The organism is Bradyrhizobium sp. B025, from assembly GCF_042257955.1.
In the GTDB taxonomy this organism is placed as follows: domain Bacteria; phylum Pseudomonadota; class Alphaproteobacteria; order Rhizobiales; family Xanthobacteraceae; genus Bradyrhizobium; species Bradyrhizobium diazoefficiens.
The window spans coordinates 7,281,414-7,296,169 of sequence record NZ_CP170150.1 but is presented as its reverse complement, the minus strand read 5'-3'; the positions used below and the strand labels follow the sequence as shown (position 1 = coordinate 7,296,169).

The 14,756-nt window shown below is 65.0% G+C and carries 14 protein-coding genes; 8 read left to right on the top strand and 6 right to left on the bottom strand.

Annotation, left to right across the window (positions count from 1 at the left end; genetic code table 11):
• Positions 1 to 14: 14 nt before the first annotated feature.
• Positions 15 to 413 carry a gamma-glutamylcyclotransferase gene (locus tag ACE10W_RS34390; RefSeq protein WP_028172860.1) on the top strand — a complete coding sequence of 133 codons (399 nt, stop codon included), beginning with the start codon at positions 15 to 17 and terminating at the stop codon, positions 411 to 413.
• Positions 414 to 496: 83 nt separating this feature from the next.
• On the opposite strand, the gene ACE10W_RS34385 is transcribed toward ACE10W_RS34390, so the two are convergent.
• Positions 497 to 1,060 carry a chlorite dismutase family protein gene (locus ACE10W_RS34385; RefSeq protein WP_011090086.1) on the bottom strand — a complete coding sequence of 188 codons (564 nt, stop codon included), beginning with the start codon at positions 1,058 to 1,060 and terminating at the stop codon, positions 497 to 499.
• 280 nt (positions 1,061 to 1,340) lie between these two features.
• On the opposite strand from ACE10W_RS34385, the gene dnaG reads away from it, so the two are divergent.
• Both dnaG and rpoD read left to right on the top strand, forming a co-directional pair.
• A complete protein-coding gene (gene dnaG, locus ACE10W_RS34380) occupies positions 1,341 to 3,341 on the top strand; it encodes a DNA primase (RefSeq protein ID WP_304548325.1) in 2,001 nt (666 codons plus the stop codon).
• 374 nt (positions 3,342 to 3,715) lie between these two features.
• Entirely contained in the window at positions 3,716 to 5,875 is a 2,160-nt protein-coding gene (rpoD, locus tag ACE10W_RS34375; RefSeq protein ID WP_011090084.1) for an RNA polymerase sigma factor RpoD, read from the top strand.
• Positions 5,876 to 5,983: 108 nt separating this feature from the next.
• Here rpoD and ACE10W_RS34370 read toward each other — a convergent pair whose 3' ends face one another.
• From ACE10W_RS34370 to ACE10W_RS34355, 4 genes are all read right to left on the bottom strand, one after another.
• Positions 5,984 to 6,220 carry a hypothetical protein gene (locus ACE10W_RS34370; protein WP_011090083.1) on the bottom strand — a complete coding sequence of 79 codons (237 nt, stop codon included), beginning with the start codon at positions 6,218 to 6,220 and terminating at the stop codon, positions 5,984 to 5,986.
• A 517-nt stretch (positions 6,221 to 6,737) separates the two neighbouring features.
• Positions 6,738 to 7,085, bottom strand: coding sequence for a hypothetical protein (locus ACE10W_RS34365; RefSeq protein ID WP_304548324.1), 348 nt, complete (start codon positions 7,083 to 7,085; stop codon positions 6,738 to 6,740).
• A gap of 195 nt (positions 7,086 to 7,280) precedes the next feature.
• Complete coding sequence (locus ACE10W_RS34360; RefSeq protein ID WP_304548323.1) at positions 7,281 to 8,225, bottom strand: OmpA family protein; 945 nt, start codon at positions 8,223 to 8,225, stop codon at positions 7,281 to 7,283.
• A gap of 114 nt (positions 8,226 to 8,339) precedes the next feature.
• Positions 8,340 to 8,867, bottom strand: coding sequence for a hypothetical protein (locus ACE10W_RS34355; RefSeq protein WP_011090080.1), 528 nt, complete (start codon positions 8,865 to 8,867; stop codon positions 8,340 to 8,342).
• Positions 8,868 to 9,023: 156 nt separating this feature from the next.
• On the opposite strand from ACE10W_RS34355, the gene ACE10W_RS34350 reads away from it, so the two are divergent.
• Positions 9,024 to 9,830 (top strand): lytic murein transglycosylase, encoded by an 807-nt coding sequence (locus ACE10W_RS34350; protein WP_304548322.1) that lies wholly within the window; start codon positions 9,024 to 9,026, stop codon positions 9,828 to 9,830.
• A gap of 209 nt (positions 9,831 to 10,039) precedes the next feature.
• On the opposite strand, the gene ACE10W_RS34345 is transcribed toward ACE10W_RS34350, so the two are convergent.
• Positions 10,040 to 10,885 carry an SDR family oxidoreductase gene (locus ACE10W_RS34345; protein WP_028172867.1) on the bottom strand — a complete coding sequence of 282 codons (846 nt, stop codon included), beginning with the start codon at positions 10,883 to 10,885 and terminating at the stop codon, positions 10,040 to 10,042.
• A gap of 128 nt (positions 10,886 to 11,013) precedes the next feature.
• Here ACE10W_RS34345 and ACE10W_RS34340 point away from each other — a divergent pair, with 128 nt between their 5' ends.
• The 4 genes from ACE10W_RS34340 to ACE10W_RS34325 all read left to right on the top strand — a co-directional run bounded on the left by ACE10W_RS34340 (position 11,014) and on the right by ACE10W_RS34325 (position 14,749).
• The gene (locus tag ACE10W_RS34340) at positions 11,014 to 11,388 is read left to right on the top strand and encodes a response regulator (protein ID WP_304548321.1); all 375 of its coding nucleotides are present in this window, start codon (positions 11,014 to 11,016) and stop codon (positions 11,386 to 11,388) included.
• 282 nt (positions 11,389 to 11,670) lie between these two features.
• Positions 11,671 to 12,282 carry a LysE family translocator gene (locus ACE10W_RS34335; RefSeq protein WP_011090076.1) on the top strand — a complete coding sequence of 204 codons (612 nt, stop codon included), beginning with the start codon at positions 11,671 to 11,673 and terminating at the stop codon, positions 12,280 to 12,282.
• 596 nt (positions 12,283 to 12,878) lie between these two features.
• Entirely contained in the window at positions 12,879 to 14,090 is a 1,212-nt protein-coding gene (locus tag ACE10W_RS34330; protein WP_304548320.1) for a GGDEF domain-containing protein, read from the top strand.
• Positions 14,091 to 14,125: 35 nt separating this feature from the next.
• Complete coding sequence (locus tag ACE10W_RS34325) at positions 14,126 to 14,749, top strand: peptidoglycan recognition family protein (protein ID WP_028172869.1); 624 nt, start codon at positions 14,126 to 14,128, stop codon at positions 14,747 to 14,749.
• Positions 14,750 to 14,756 lie beyond the last annotated feature (7 nt).

Here is a 14,756-nt window from a genome sequence, read left to right as displayed (position 1 = left end):
TTATAGACAGCCCCATGACCTCCGATCGTCTCTTCGTCTATGGCACCCTGATGCGTGGCTTCGACCATCCGATGGCGCGGCTGCTTGCCGGCCACGCGGAATTTCTGGGTAAAGCGACCTGCCGCGGCCGGCTCTTTCTCATCAAGCATTATCCGGGATTGCTGCTGTCGGATGCGCCGTCCGACCTTGTCCATGGCGAGCTGTTCCACATGCGCGTGCCCGACGAGCTGCTGCGCGAGCTCGACATGTACGAGGCCTGCGGCGAGGGGTTTCCGGAGCCGACCGAATATCTGCGCAAGCTGATCGACGTGACGCTGCCGGACGGCACCGCCGGCAAGGCGTGGACCTATGTCTACAACTGGCCGGTCGCCGATCTGCCCCGCATCGAGTCGGGGCGCTTCCTGGAGCACTAGAGCATGATCCGGAAAAGTGCGTAGCGGTTTTCCGACAAGATCATGCTCAAAAAAAATAACCTAAAGCGCGATCTCTTCGCGCTTTAGGCCGACAGCACTTCCTTGACCACGCGCACGTCCACTTCGCGTTCGACGTAAGTCCATTCCTCGGTGCGCCTGAGCATCGCCACCAGCTCCTCGAACAGCGAGGCGTGCGCGGGGGCGAACTCGAACCAAGTCAGGAAGTCGAAGGGGCCGCCGAGGTCGCGGCAGTGATAGAGCTGCCGCGCGATGGCGGGCAGGAAGCGCAGGCTGCTGGCGATGTGGTGCGATCTGTCCTCGAAAATCCTGCGGCGCTCTTCCTGCGTCAGCTCCCACCAGGCCTGCGACTTGCGGATCGGGATCAGCGCCGCGCTGGTTGCCTCGAGCCGGCCGAGCCCGGCCTGCACGGCCACGAGCTGCTGCTTCTCAGCGCGCTCGGTGTAGCGCAAGCTGCTGGGCACGCCGGCAAGCCGCCACGCATTGCGCGAAGGCACCAGCGGCAACGAGACCGCCTCGCTGTCGGTGACCGACAGCGCCGGCATGAAGGGCAGGGGCTCGCCCGTCACCGGCGAAATCGAGGTGATGCGCCAGCCCCCGCTGTGGCCGCCTCGAAAGGTCCTGAACATAGGGATATGGAAGCGTGGAACCGGGTTAGGTTCAAGCTTTTCGCGTCATTCCCGGCCACCTGTTCCGTCGCCCTTCGAGGCTCGCCGAAGAGGCGAGCGCCTCCAGCGACAATGGCTTCGCCATTGCGCGGGGGTGACGGGATGGGCGCCTCGGGATGACGGCGCCTGTGCATAGGTCGAATAACCCGGATAAGCCTGACAAACCTGACTTTTGGGCGGGCCGCACCTATATCCCTGATCCTTCGCCCGACTCACACGGTTTCGCGCTAGACACACCCCCATGCGCTTCACGCCCCAATTCCTCGACGAGCTGCGTGCCCGGCTTTCGGTTTCCGAAGTCGTGGGCAAGCGCGTCAAGCTGAAGAAGGCCGGACGGGAGTGGAAGGGGCTGTCGCCGTTCCAGCAGGAGAAGACGCCGTCCTTCTACGTCAACGACCAGAAGGGTTTTTACCACGACTTCTCCTCCGGCAAGCATGGCGACATCATCACCTTCGTGATGGAGACCGACGGCCTGCCGTTCGCAGAGGCGGTCGAGCGGCTCGCGAGCATGGCGGGCCTGCCGCTGCCGGCGGTGACGCCCGATGCGGCGCGCCAGGAGCAGCGGCGCCGCTCGCTGCATGACGTCATGGATCTCGCGGCAAAGTATTTCGCCGAAACGCTGGCTTCGCGCGTCGGCGCCAAGGCGCGCGGCTATCTCGCCGATCGCGCCATCTCGCCGGCGACGCAATTGCAGTTCCGCCTCGGCTATGCCTCGCCCGATCGCTTCGCGCTGAAGGAGCATCTCGGCAAGCTCGGCGTCTCCGTCGACGACATGGTCGAGACCGGCCTGCTGATCGGCGGCGACGATATTCCCGTGCCCTATGACCGCTTCCGCGATCGCGTGATGTTTCCGATCACCGATCTGCGCGGCCGCGTCATCGCCTTCGGCGGACGCGCGCTGGAGAAGGACGTTCCGGCCAAATACCTGAACTCGCCGGAGACGCCGCTCTTCCACAAGGGCGACAATCTCTACAACCACCAGACCGCGCGCAAAGCCACGCATGACGGCAGCGCGCTGATCGTGGTCGAAGGCTATGTCGACGTCATCGCCATGGTCACCGCGGGCTTTGCCGGCAGCGTGGCGCCGCTCGGCACCGCGCTCACCGAAAACCAGCTCGCGCTGCTCTGGAAGATGGCGGACGAGCCGATCCTCTGCTTCGACGGCGACAGGGCCGGCCAGAAGGCGGCCTATCGTGCGGCCGATCTCGCCTTGCCGTTTCTCGCGCCCGGAAAAAGCTTGCGCTTTGCGCTGCTGCCGGAAGGGCAGGACCCCGACGATCTCGTCCGCTCCGGCGGGCGTGGCGCGATGGAAGAGGTGATCGCGGCGGCGCGTCCGCTCGCCGACATGCTCTGGTCGCGCGAGCTCGAAGGCGGCAACTTCGCCACCCCCGAGCGGCGCGCTGCACTGGAGGCGCGCATCAAGGAGCTCGCGGGCGGCATCCGCGACGAGGTGGTGCGGCGCTATTATCGCCAGGATCTCGCCGAGCGGCTTCAGCGTACGTTTGCGCCCGAGAGCGGGCGCGGCGGCTTTGCCGGCCGTGGCAATTTCCGCCCCGGTCAGAGCGGCCGCCCGTTCCAGCCGCGGAGCGGCGGGCAGGCGAATCGATTCGGCGGCCAGGGGTTCCGCGGCGCGCCCGGCCCCACCCCGCTACCCTCCGGCCCCTACCAGGCGGCGAGCCCCCAGCTCGCGACGAGCCCGATCATGAAGGGCCAGCGCAGCGTCATCTCCCGCAGGGAGGCCCTGATCCTGCAATGCCTGATCAACCACCCCTGGCTGCTGCATGAGCACCTCGAGGAGGTGGCCGCCCTGGAATTCGCCCATCCGGAGGCCCACAAGCTCCGCGCCGGCATTATCGCCGCTTTCGCCAACGACCATCACCACTCGCCGGACCCTGGCGAGCTGGCCGAGAAGATGCGGGCCGACATCGAAAAGGGAGGATTTTCTCAGCTTCTTCAAAGGGTTGAGAATGGCATCACGACCGCGGCGGTGTGGGGCGCGCGGGAAGGCGCGGCACGGGACGACGTTCTCTCCACTTGGCATCAGCTGGTTGCCTTGCATCGGCAATGGCATTCACTACTTAGAGAGCTGAAGGACGCCGAGCTGGCCTTGGGGGAGGACCCCAGCGAGGCTAATTTGGCGTGGCTGCGCGACGTCAAGGCTCGGATAGGCGAAGTCGACGGCACCGAGGCCCTGATCGAGGGTTTTGGCGAGCTGTCGGGCCGGTTCCAGAAGAGCGTGTGATGAAAGAATCATGCGGACGGCCGGGGCCGGAACCGCTAAAAGACTCGCCAAATCCATGGTTTGGCGGCAAAAACAGGGTTAATCGAGGCTTAACGGTCTTGTAGCACTTTGGCCCAGAGGCGGCCGCAGGCAGAACAGACGCGTCAGGAATGAATCCGCGCGAGAACTGTTGGCACTACACCTGCATCCGCTGCGACAAAGAGGCTCACGAAGCGTTAGGCAAATCCGGCGAGAGAAAGTTGGGGGTGGCGAGAGATGTGCGCGCCGCCCTTTCCGTGTCGAGAGCTGACGAAGCGAGAGCGTCGAGCAACAGGTTCAAGTGATTTCAGGCAGGCGCGGCGAACGTCTGTGTGAAACGCGTTTAGGAGCAATGGATGGCCACCAAGGCAAAGACGCTGCAGGCGAAGGACAAGGAAAAAGACGACAAGGCAGCGGATGCTCCCGAGAAGGATTCCCAGGACGCGCCCTCGCCGTTGCTCGATCTGTCCGACGCGGCCGTGAAGAAGATGATCAAGCAGGCCAAGAAGCGCGGCTTCGTGACCTTCGATCAGCTCAATGAAGTGTTGCCGTCCGACCAGACCTCGCCCGAGCAGATCGAGGACATCATGTCCATGCTCTCGGACATGGGCATCAACGTCACCGAAGCCGACGATAGCGAAGGCGAGGAAGACAAGGACGAGGGCGGCGAGGACGAGACCGACAACGAGCTCGTCGAGGTCACCCAGAAGGCCGTCACCGAGGTCAAGAAGAGCGAGCCGGGCGAGCGCACCGACGATCCCGTGCGCATGTATCTGCGCGAGATGGGCACCGTCGAGCTGCTCTCCCGCGAAGGCGAAATCGCGATCGCCAAGCGCATCGAGGCCGGCCGCGAGGCGATGATCGCAGGGCTGTGCGAAAGCCCGCTGAGCTTCCAGGCCATCATCATCTGGCGCGACGAGCTCAACGAAGGCAAGATCTTCCTCCGCGACATCATCGATCTCGAAGCGACCTATGCCGGCCCCGAAGCCAAGGGCGGCATGAACACCGCGATGATCGGCGGCCCCACCGGTGAGAACGGCGAAGCCACGGCCGAGGGCGGCGAAGCGGTTGCAGTGACCGGGGCTGCGCCCGCGCATGTCGCCCCGCCCGCCGCGCCGCCGGCGCCGACCCCGTTCCGCGCCGCGCCTGCCGCCGGCAACGGCGCCGAGGCCGAGAAGGATCCGGGCGAGGCCGCCGCCGAAGCCGACATGGACGAGGACGACGAGTTCGAGAACCAGATGTCGCTTGCGGCGATCGAGGCCGAGCTCAAGCCCAAGGTCGTCGAGATCTTCGACAAGATCGCCGAGAGCTACAAGAAGCTGCGCAAGCTTCAGGAGCAGGACATCCAGAACCAGCTCGAGAGCACCTCGCATGGGCCCTCGCTCTCGCCGCACCAGGAGCGCAAGTACCGCAAGCTCAAGGACGAGATCATCGTCGAGGTGAAGTCGCTGCGCCTCAACCAGGCGCGTATCGACAGTCTCGTCGAGCAGCTCTACGACATCAACAAGCGCCTCGTCTCGCATGAGGGCCGCCTGATGCGTCTCGCCGACAGCCACGGCGTCGCGCGCGAGGATTTCCTGCGCAACTACACCGGCTCGGAGCTCGATCCGCGCTGGCTCAACCGCGTCTCGAAGCTGTCGGCCAAGGGCTGGAAGAACTTCGTCCACCACGAGAAGGACCGCATCAAGGACCTCCGCCACGAGGTGCATCAACTCGCCGCGCTCACCGGCCTGGAGATCGTCGAGTTCCGCAAGATCGTGCACTCCGTGCAGAAGGGCGAGCGCGAAGCCCGCCAGGCCAAGAAGGAGATGGTGGAAGCCAACCTCCGTCTCGTGATCTCGATTGCGAAGAAGTACACCAACCGCGGCCTGCAGTTCCTCGACCTGATCCAGGAAGGCAACATCGGCCTGATGAAGGCCGTCGACAAGTTCGAGTACCGCCGCGGCTACAAGTTCTCGACCTACGCGACGTGGTGGATCCGGCAGGCGATCACCCGCTCGATCGCCGACCAGGCGCGCACCATCCGCATCCCCGTGCACATGATCGAAACGATCAATAAGATCGTGCGCACCTCGCGCCAGATGCTCAACGAGATCGGCCGCGAGCCGACCCCGGAAGAGCTCGCCGAGAAGCTCGGCATGCCCCTGGAGAAGGTCCGCAAGGTCCTCAAGATCGCCAAGGAGCCGTTGTCGCTCGAAACCCCTGTCGGTGACGAAGAGGATTCGCATCTCGGCGATTTCATCGAGGACAAGAACGCGATCCTGCCGATCGACGCCGCGATCCAGTCGAACCTGCGCGAGACCACCACGCGCGTGCTCGCCTCGCTCACTCCGCGCGAAGAGCGCGTGCTGCGCATGCGCTTCGGCATCGGCATGAACACCGACCACACGCTGGAAGAAGTTGGCCAGCAGTTCTCGGTGACCCGCGAGCGTATTCGCCAGATCGAAGCCAAGGCGCTGCGCAAGCTGAAGCATCCGTCGAGGAGCCGGAAGCTGCGGAGCTTCCTGGATAACTAATTCGGATTCTCATGCCCGGGCCTGACCCGGGCATCCAGACGAAAACGGCGGGCCGAAAGCCCGCCGTTTTTCGTTTGTGCTGACGCGTCGCGTGTCGCGCTCGAAGTCCTACTTCTTCTTCACCCCCACCCGCTCGATCTCCTTGATCGCCAGCGGCGGGCGGCCGGATTTTTCGGCGATCTCGCGGTCCTGCTCCATGATGAAGCCGCGGGCGGGCTCGTCGCCCTCGAGGCCCCCGAGCAATTCCGCGGGGACGCGGCGGTTGGAGCGTTGGGAGCCGTCCTCATAGACGACGTTGAAAAAGGCGAACTCGCCTTTGGGATTGGTCCCGGGTTTCTTGGCCATGGCGGCTTGTCGTCGATAAGGGCGCCATAGTCAAATGGCTTTGGGGGTTGTCAGCATGGAGCCGCGGCCTGCGGAGGTCTCCGTGCCCTCGATTGGCGAAATCTGATTTCAAGAAATGGATGCGCCCGGCGCTTCGTAAGGTCCGTTGCGGCCCTTCCTCAATAAACGGCGGGCCGAAAAGCCCGCCGTTTATTTTGGGTCTTCAGTGTCGCCCGGGGCTGGCGGGGCGACAACCTAGAATAGAAGAATATAACTCGCGCCATGCGGTGGCAAGATAAATCGCCGCAGCGTTGGTGTCGCAGTGAGCGCATCAGATATGCGTCGATCGCGATCTCTGGTTTCGATGCGCGCCGAAACAATTGCTTGGACTATCAAATCACTTTGTTCATCTTGTCCGCTCTCGCGATGCAGCGAGAGCTACGCGCTTGTAGCGAGGCGCGTCGGGCTGCATGTGTTCCCGTTTGCGTGCCGACAATATGATCCGGTGCGGACGAGTTCCATCTTCGCGGTGCACATCTCAATGCGTGCGCCTGCGCTGCGCCAGTTCCTGGACGGCGAGCGGCGATTGGTGTCCGCCGCCGCGCCCGCTATCATCCTCTTTACGTCCCTGCGCCATGATCGCGCTGCCCATTGCCGCGGAACCGAAGGTGACGAGGAACGAGGCGAGCAGCAGAACAAGCGCAACGCCGCCTGCGCGGTCGGCGAGGATCAGCTCGCGCAGATGCCCGGGGTTGAGCCAGAGCAGGCCGCCGACGAGAAGCGCCGCGGCGCAGGCGCCGATCGCGAGGTTGATGGCGAGCAGGCGGAACAGGGGGATGCGCAGGAGGGCGGGGCGGGTTGGTTGAGGTTGCTGATTGTTTGGCATGGCGGTTCGCCTCATGCTGGCTCAACGCACCACTGACGGCGCCGCGCGAGCATCGATACTATAGCGGTAACTCTCTCATCCGTCATTCCGGGGCGCGCGTTAGCGCGAGCCCGGAATCTATTTACCCGCCAACTCTGCTGCGTGATGGATTCCGGGTTCGCCCTTCGGGCGCCCCGGAATGACGAGCGTTGGGCGTTACGGCGCCACCAGCTCCACCCGCCGGTTCAGCGCGCGGCCGGCGTCCGTCGCGTTCGAGCCGACTGGCGCGAGCAGGCCGACGCCGGCGGTGCGCAAGCGTGCCTGCGCGATGCGAAAGCTCTTCGCGAGCTCGGCGGCGACCGCTTCGGCGCGGAGTTTCGACAGGTCGAGATTGTACTCGTAGGCGCCCTGGCTGTCGGTGTGGCCGACGATGAAGACGTTGAGCTGCGGCTGGCTGGTCAGGAGCTTTGCGATCTGCTCCAGCGTCGGGCGGCTCTCCGGCTTCAGCACGGCCTTGTCGGTGTCGAAATAGATGCCGTAGAGCGCGATGTGGCCGGTCTCGCCCAGGCCCTTCGCCATCGCGGCGGCATCGACCATCTTGTTCGCGATGGCGCCGAGCTCGGCGACGGTGACCTGCGCATAGATATCCTGGTTGTTCTGACTGACGATGACGCTGGCATAGGTCTCGCGCCCGCCTTCGCTCTTGCGGCCGGCAAAGTAGCGGTAGTTGAAGCCGTCGACCCACATCTGCGGGATCGGCAGCGTGTCGATGTTTTCCGTGAAGGGAATGGCGCCGCAGGCGTCGGTGTCGCAGGCGAGCAGGGTCTCGAAGCCGGCTTTCGCGAGCTGCGTCTCGAAATTGCGCGACACTTCCAGGATCGAGGGACCAGGATTGGTGCGATAGGCGATGCGGACAACGCGGCCCTCGAGCCGCCGCGCATCGGTCGGCTGGCCGTCCTTGAAGGCGGCCGCCTGCATCCGCGCGGCGTCAAAATCCTTCACCACATAGCCGGTGATGACGCTGCCGGCGAACCGGCCGATGCCGGGATAGTCGCGGCTGCCGGCGACATCGCGCGTCTGCGCGGTCGCGGTGGTGACGGCGAGAAGGCAGAGCAGGGCGGCAAGGACGAGCGATCCGGGGATGTTTCGCGGCGCGGGCATCGGCACTCTCTATCGGTTGAGGAGGGGGCGCAGACGTTAGTCGCCTGCACCATACCGCCGGTTCTCACCGGCGGCCCATTCCCTTGCCGATTGTCCGGAAAGCCGCCGCCCGTTTCAAGCCGCCGGTGCAATCCGGCTGCCGGCCTCGGGCGCCTGCGCCGCCTGCTGGCGTTCCATCATGGTCTGCCACAGCGTTGCGATGCTGGTCTGGGTCTGCGGCGCGATCAGGCAATGGCCCTCATTGTCGAAGCCGCAGAACCGCACCGATGGGTCTTTCCTCACCTCGGTCAGTGCCTGGTTCAGCATCTCCAGGCAGGTCATGACCTGGCCGACGTCCTGCAGGCGGGTGTGATGCAGGATGTCCATCAGGCGGAACGTCATCACTGCGGGCTGGCCGATGCTGATGCCGGGACGGCCGAGCTCGAACAGCACGTTCACGGCGGGAAACACGCCGCGGACATGCTCAAGCACGCCGGCCATGTCCTCCACGCTGCAGGCGACGAGATGGGCGGCCTGCGGCGGCGCGGCCGCAGGCGTCCGCGGTGCAAGGCCGAGCGAGGTGATCACCTCCTGCTCGATCCATTGCCGCACCAAGGCGGGCGCATTGCGGATCTGCTCGGCGGTCAAGGTAATTCCGGTCATAGGCTAGTCTCCTGGGCGGCTCTCGTGTTTCGCTCAATCTAGAAAGCGGGGTGTGAGACACGTTGATGCGGATCAAGCGCGCCGCTTTGACGGTTGCCTCTTTCCCGGGCATGATCGCGCGCTGCTTCGCACTGGGATTTTGGGGGATCGCTCGACATGCTGAGATACGCTCTGGCCGCTGCTTGCTTCGTTGGTCTGGCCGGCGGCCCGGCCCAGGCCGCGCGCTGCGGCGGCGACTTCAACGGCTTCGTCGCCAGCATGGCCTCGGAAGCGCAAGGAGCCGGCGTCTCGGCGAGCGTGACCAGTGCGGCGTTCAGCGGCATCACCCAGGACGGCGCCGTGCTCGCCTTCGACCGGCGCCAGCGCTACACCTTCAACAAGAGCTTTGAGCAGTATGTTTCGACCCGCGTCGGGCCGGGCCGCATCAATGGCGGCAAGGCGCTGCTGCAGCGTCACGCCGCGCTGCTCTCGCGCATCGAGCAGCAGTTCGGCGTGCCCCGCTATATCCTGGTTGCGATCTGGGGGCTGGAGAGCGATTTTGGCAAGGGCGACATCGGCAAGCTGCCGGTGATCCGCACGCTGGCGACGCTCGCGCATGACTGCCGCCGCACCGATCTGTTCCAGGGCGAGCTGCTCGCCGCCCTCAAGATCGTGCAGCGCGGCGACCTGCCGCTGCGCGACCTGATCGGCGCCTATGCCGGCGAGATCGGCCAAACCCAGTTCCTGCCGTCGTCCTACATCAAGTACGGCGTCGATTTCGACGGCGACGGCCACGTCGACCTGCGCCACAGCGTGCCCGACGTGCTCGCCTCGACCGCGAACCTGCTCCACACCAGCGGCTTCAAGATGGGCCAGCCCTACGGCGAAGGCACCGCCAATTTCGAGGCGATGCGGGAGTGGAACAGGGCGGTGATCTATCGCAAGACGATCGGCTATTTTGCCGATCGGCTGGCGGGGCAGTGAGGGTGGGAGACGGCTGCGAGGGCACTCCCCATCGTCGTCCTGGCGAAAGCCAGGACCCATTACCCCAGGGAGTAATTGTTACGACGGCTCTCAGCCACTTGCATTGGCTGAGTAACTGCCCGCCTTCGCCAAACTGAGTTCGGTGGCTATGGGTCCTGGCTTTCGCCAGGACGACAACGGTGGGTGCGGAGGGCGGCGTCGCATCACACTCACTTCGTCCCCTTCGCCATCTTCTCCAGCCTCCGCTGCAACGGCGCCCAGTACGTCCCCGGGCGGAAGCGCTGCAGCAGGTCCATGAAGCGGGCGTCGTTGCCGATCAGGATGCGGGGCTCGTTCCTCTCGATGCCCTTGATGATGCGCAGAGCGGCGTCCTTTGGTGTCGTCTTTGCCGCGTTCTCGAACCGCTCGATCATTTGCGAGCGGCGGGCATTGTCGGTGACGCCGACCCCGGTGCGCGAGCTCCGCGCGATCGCGGTGGCGACGCCGCCGGGATGCACGACCGACAGCTTCACCGGGCTTCCGGCGACCGCGAGCTCGTGCCGCACGCTCTCGGAAAAACCGCGCACGGCGAATTTGGCCGCGGCATAGGCCGATTGTCCCGGCGGGGCGATGATGCCGAAAACCGACGAGACGTTGACGATATGCGCCGCTTCCATCGTCTTCAGGTGCGGCAGAAAGGCGCGCGTGCCGTGCACCACGCCCCAGAAATTGATGTCGAACAGCCACTCCATCTGCGCCTGGTCGATCTCCTCGAAGGTGCCCAGCAGCGCCACGCCGGCATTGTTGACGAGGATGCCGAGCGACGGATGCGCCGCTGTCGCTTCGCTTGCGAACTGCGCGATGTCGCCGGGCTCGCTGACGTCGACGCGATGCACGGTGACCTTGCGTGCCTTCTCGCTTCCTTCGCCGATCTCGGCGGCGAGCGCCTTCAGCCCGGCCTCGTCGCGATCGGCGAGCGCAAGGTCGCAGCCGCGCTGGGCGAGTTCGATGGCGAGTGCGCGGCCAATGCCGCTTGCAGCTCCCGTGATGGCGGCGGCGCCGCGAATCGCAGTCATGGATCCCCCCTCAAGCTCCGATTTTGGAACTATGATTTACATTTTTTCAGAATGGAACCGAACCGTATTCGAGTTGGCTCCTTAACGTAAGTTACTTGGACGAAGACAGGCAGCATTGGGAGTCGCCGATGGGACAATCGAGACCATTTCCTGCAACGGCACTCGTCGTTGAAGACGACCCCATGCAGAGGGAAATGCTCAGTCTCCTGCTGGAAGAGAGCGGCTATAAGGTCATCCAGTGCGAGAGCGCCGAAGCGGCCGAGCGCGTGCTCGAGAAGAGCGCAGGCGCGCTCTGCCTGATGGTGACCGACGTGCAGCTTGCCGGCCGCATGAACGGCGTCGAGCTCGCCCATGTCGCCAAGGGACGCAATCCCAAGCTCGACGTCGTCGTCACCTCCGGCCGCCCCTTGAACCAACCCTTGCCCGACGGCGCCAAATTCTGGGCCAAGCCCTGGGCGCCGCTCGACGTGCTGCGCGAGGCCGAGATCGCGCAGGTGGTCTGACCGGGGCAGAACCGCTTTGTTTGTAGGGCTGGCCAGTTCTCACCTCGTCATCCTGAGGTGCAAGCCGCGCGGCGCAAAGCGTCGTGTGGCGAGCCTCGGATGAACGGCCGAGATGCAGCCGGGCCATCACCCTTCGAGGCTCGCCGAAGAGGCGAGCACTTCAGGGTGACGGTGTTGGAATTGCCTTGTCTGTAGGGCTGGCCTGTTCGCACCCCGTCATCCTGACGGCTGATCCCGGGGGCGCCGCTTTCTTGCCGTGAGGCGGGGTGGTAGGGTCTGCTCATGACCTGGTCCTTCCTGCTCACCTCGCTGATCGTCGTCGCCTCGCCCGGCACCGGCGTGCTTTACACGCTGGCCGCGGCATTGACGCGCGGCTCCCGCGCCAGCCTGGCTGCCGCCTTCGGCTGCACGCTCGGGATCGTGCCGCACATGGTTGCCGCCATGCTGGGACTTGCCGCCGTGCTCCACACCAGCGCGCTCGCCTTCGCCGCGCTGAAATGGTGCGGCGTTCTCTATCTGCTTTACATGTCCTGGCAGGCGCTGCGTGAGCGGGGTGCGCTGGCGGTGGAGGGCGAGATCAAGGAGCGGTCGAGCGGCCGGGTCATCGTCACCGGCTTCCTGATCAACATCCTCAATCCAAAACTGTCGATCTTCTTCCTCGCCTTCCTGCCGCAGTTCATCGCGGCGGACGAGGCCCATGTGCTGGCGCGGATGCTGGAATTGAGCGGCGCCTTCATGGCGATGACGTTTGCGGTGTTCGTCGTCTACGGCCTCTGCGCCGCATCCGTGCGCGAGCGCGTCATCTCCCGCCCCGCGGTGATGACCTGGCTGCGCCGCAGCTTTGCGGCGGGATTTGCCGCACTCGGCGCCAAGCTCGCGTTTGCCGAGCGGTAGCTTCTCCAGCCAATAAAAAAGCGGGCCTCGCGCCCGCCATCTTCAAACTCTCTTAGCCTTACCCGACGCCCGGGCGGAGCGAGCTCCACCCGGGCAAAGAACATGCTGGCTACTTCTTCTTCGCGGCCTTCTTGGCCTTCTTCTTTGTCGCCTTCTTCGCCTTCTTCGCTTTCTTAGCCATAGTATCCTCTCAAGGGTTAATGGTGGAACGCGACACGAGGGATGCTCGGCGGAGGGCCAGCCTCGCAACATCCTCGACGACAAACTCAGCAGATTCGCAGGTCTCTGCCCCGCGCCGTCATATCTGTGTCATCACGTTATCCACAGCTCAGATGCGTTTTCGGGTGATTTTTGCCCGCGAATCCGCTCCACGGCGGATCGCGATACGACCGCACGAGGCCGATGGCGACATGCCTAACGATCCGACAATCCGCGCGCCGTTCACGAATCCAAAACCAAAGGCGCGCTTTGAAGGATCGCAGTGAGACTCCGTTAAGTGCAACCCGCGCATTGTTCCCCGCAAGAAAACGGGGATGGGTTATGGACGGACGGCTACCAGTAATGGGGGGCGGGGCGCTGCGCTTGCCGCACGCGCCATGCTGAACGTACCGACACTCTGGACGGTCTTCGTCGTCAACTTCCTGGCGCTCGGCCTGATCTGGGCCTACGTGACGCGTTCCTATCCGAAATTCGCGGCCGCACGGTTCTGGATGGCATCGGCCTTCGTCGGCGCGGCCGGCGCGATGGCGGCGCTGATCCGTCTGTTCGTCGCCTCTCCCGTGCCGCTTCTCATCGGGGCCACCGGTATCATTGCGGCGAGCTGCTTTGCCGCCATGGGCATTCAGCGCTTCTACGACCGGCCGGTCTCCTGGCGCGTTATGGCTGCGACGGGGATCATCAGCATCGGCAGTGTCGTCTTCTTCATGGTCGGCTTCGAGCACATGCAGCTGCGCATGCTCAGCTACACGATCGGCCAGGCCCTGCCGCTGGTGCTGTCGCTGCGTCTGTTGCTGTTGCCGCCTGAAGGGCACGTCAATCCTGGCGCCCGTCTGGCCGGCATCGTCATCATCACCATCATTGCGATCTTCCTTGCCCGTGCGGTGGGCAATCTGCTCGGCTACGATTTCTCGGCGGTCGCCGGCGGTCAGACCCACGCCGTCATGGTGCTGGGGCTCCTGTTCCTGTCGATGACGCTGAATTTCGGCTTCCTCCTGATGGCGATGGACCGGCTGCGTGGCGAGGTCGCCGACCTCGCGCTGCTCGACGACCTCACCGGCGTCGCCAACCGGCGCCATCTGTTGCAGCGCCTGTCCGAGGAATGCGCCCGTTCGGAGCGCAGCGGCGAGCCGTTCTCGCTGCTGGTGATCGATCTCGACGGCTTCAAGACCATCAACGACACCCATGGCCATGCCGCGGGCGATGCCTGCCTCCAGCACTTCACCCTGATGGCGCAGACGCGGCTGCGGCCCGGCGACATGCTCGCCCGTACCGGCGGTGACGAGTTCTGCGTCGTGCTGCCGTCCTCTTCCTTGCGCGAGGCGGCCGCAATCGCCCGCCGTGTGCTCGAGGTCTGCCGTCGGGACGCTGCGGCCTGCAACGGCAACGACATCCCGATCGCGATCTCGATCGGCGCGGCGCAATGGGATCCCGGCATCGGCCAATTCCCGGACCGCCTGATCGCGCATGCCGATCACGCCCTCTATGCCGCCAAGAAGAACGGCAAGAACGATTTTGCCGTCTACGATCCGGCACCGCCGCTCTCGCCTGAGCCGAACGGCATGGGCGAAGCCGCGCACAATTTCGCCTGACGGCGTGCTAGGCTCGGGTCCGCATTGGACCCTTTGTGATGATGTCTCGCCTGCTCGCGGCCATTCTCGCCGCCCTCCTGATCGCACCCGCCGCCGCAACCGACGCTGAACTCGCAAAGCTCGCGCGCGCCTCCGGCACGCCCGACATTCCCGGCCTGAAGATCGTCTGGCTGGCGCCGTGGGGCGACGTCCGCAGCGCCCATTCCTGGCGCAACATCATCGTGCACCAGACCGAGGGGCCGGCGGGCTCGGCCCGCGGCGGCGCGGCGGAGCAGTCGAAGAACCCGACGCGGCGCGGCGTCACGGTCTGGGTCGAGACCGACGGCACGGTCTATTGGGCGGTCGCGGAAAACCTGGTGCCGACCCATGGCGACGGCGCCAACCGCAACGACAACAAGTACATCGACAACAGACCGACCTATCGCCAGGTGGTGCGCGACAATTCGATCGGCGTCGAGTTCGCCGGCAATTATCCCGATGTTGCGGCCGGTCCGACCGAGGCGCAGGTCGCGGCGTGGAAGATCCTCGTCCAGGTGCTGCGTGCGCGCTACGACATCCCGCTCGACCGCGTCTATGCGCACAATTGGATCGACTACAAGGACGCGCGCTATTGCGAAGGCTGCTGGCTCGCGACGCTGGCGAGGACATGGGGGGAGTAGCTCGCGT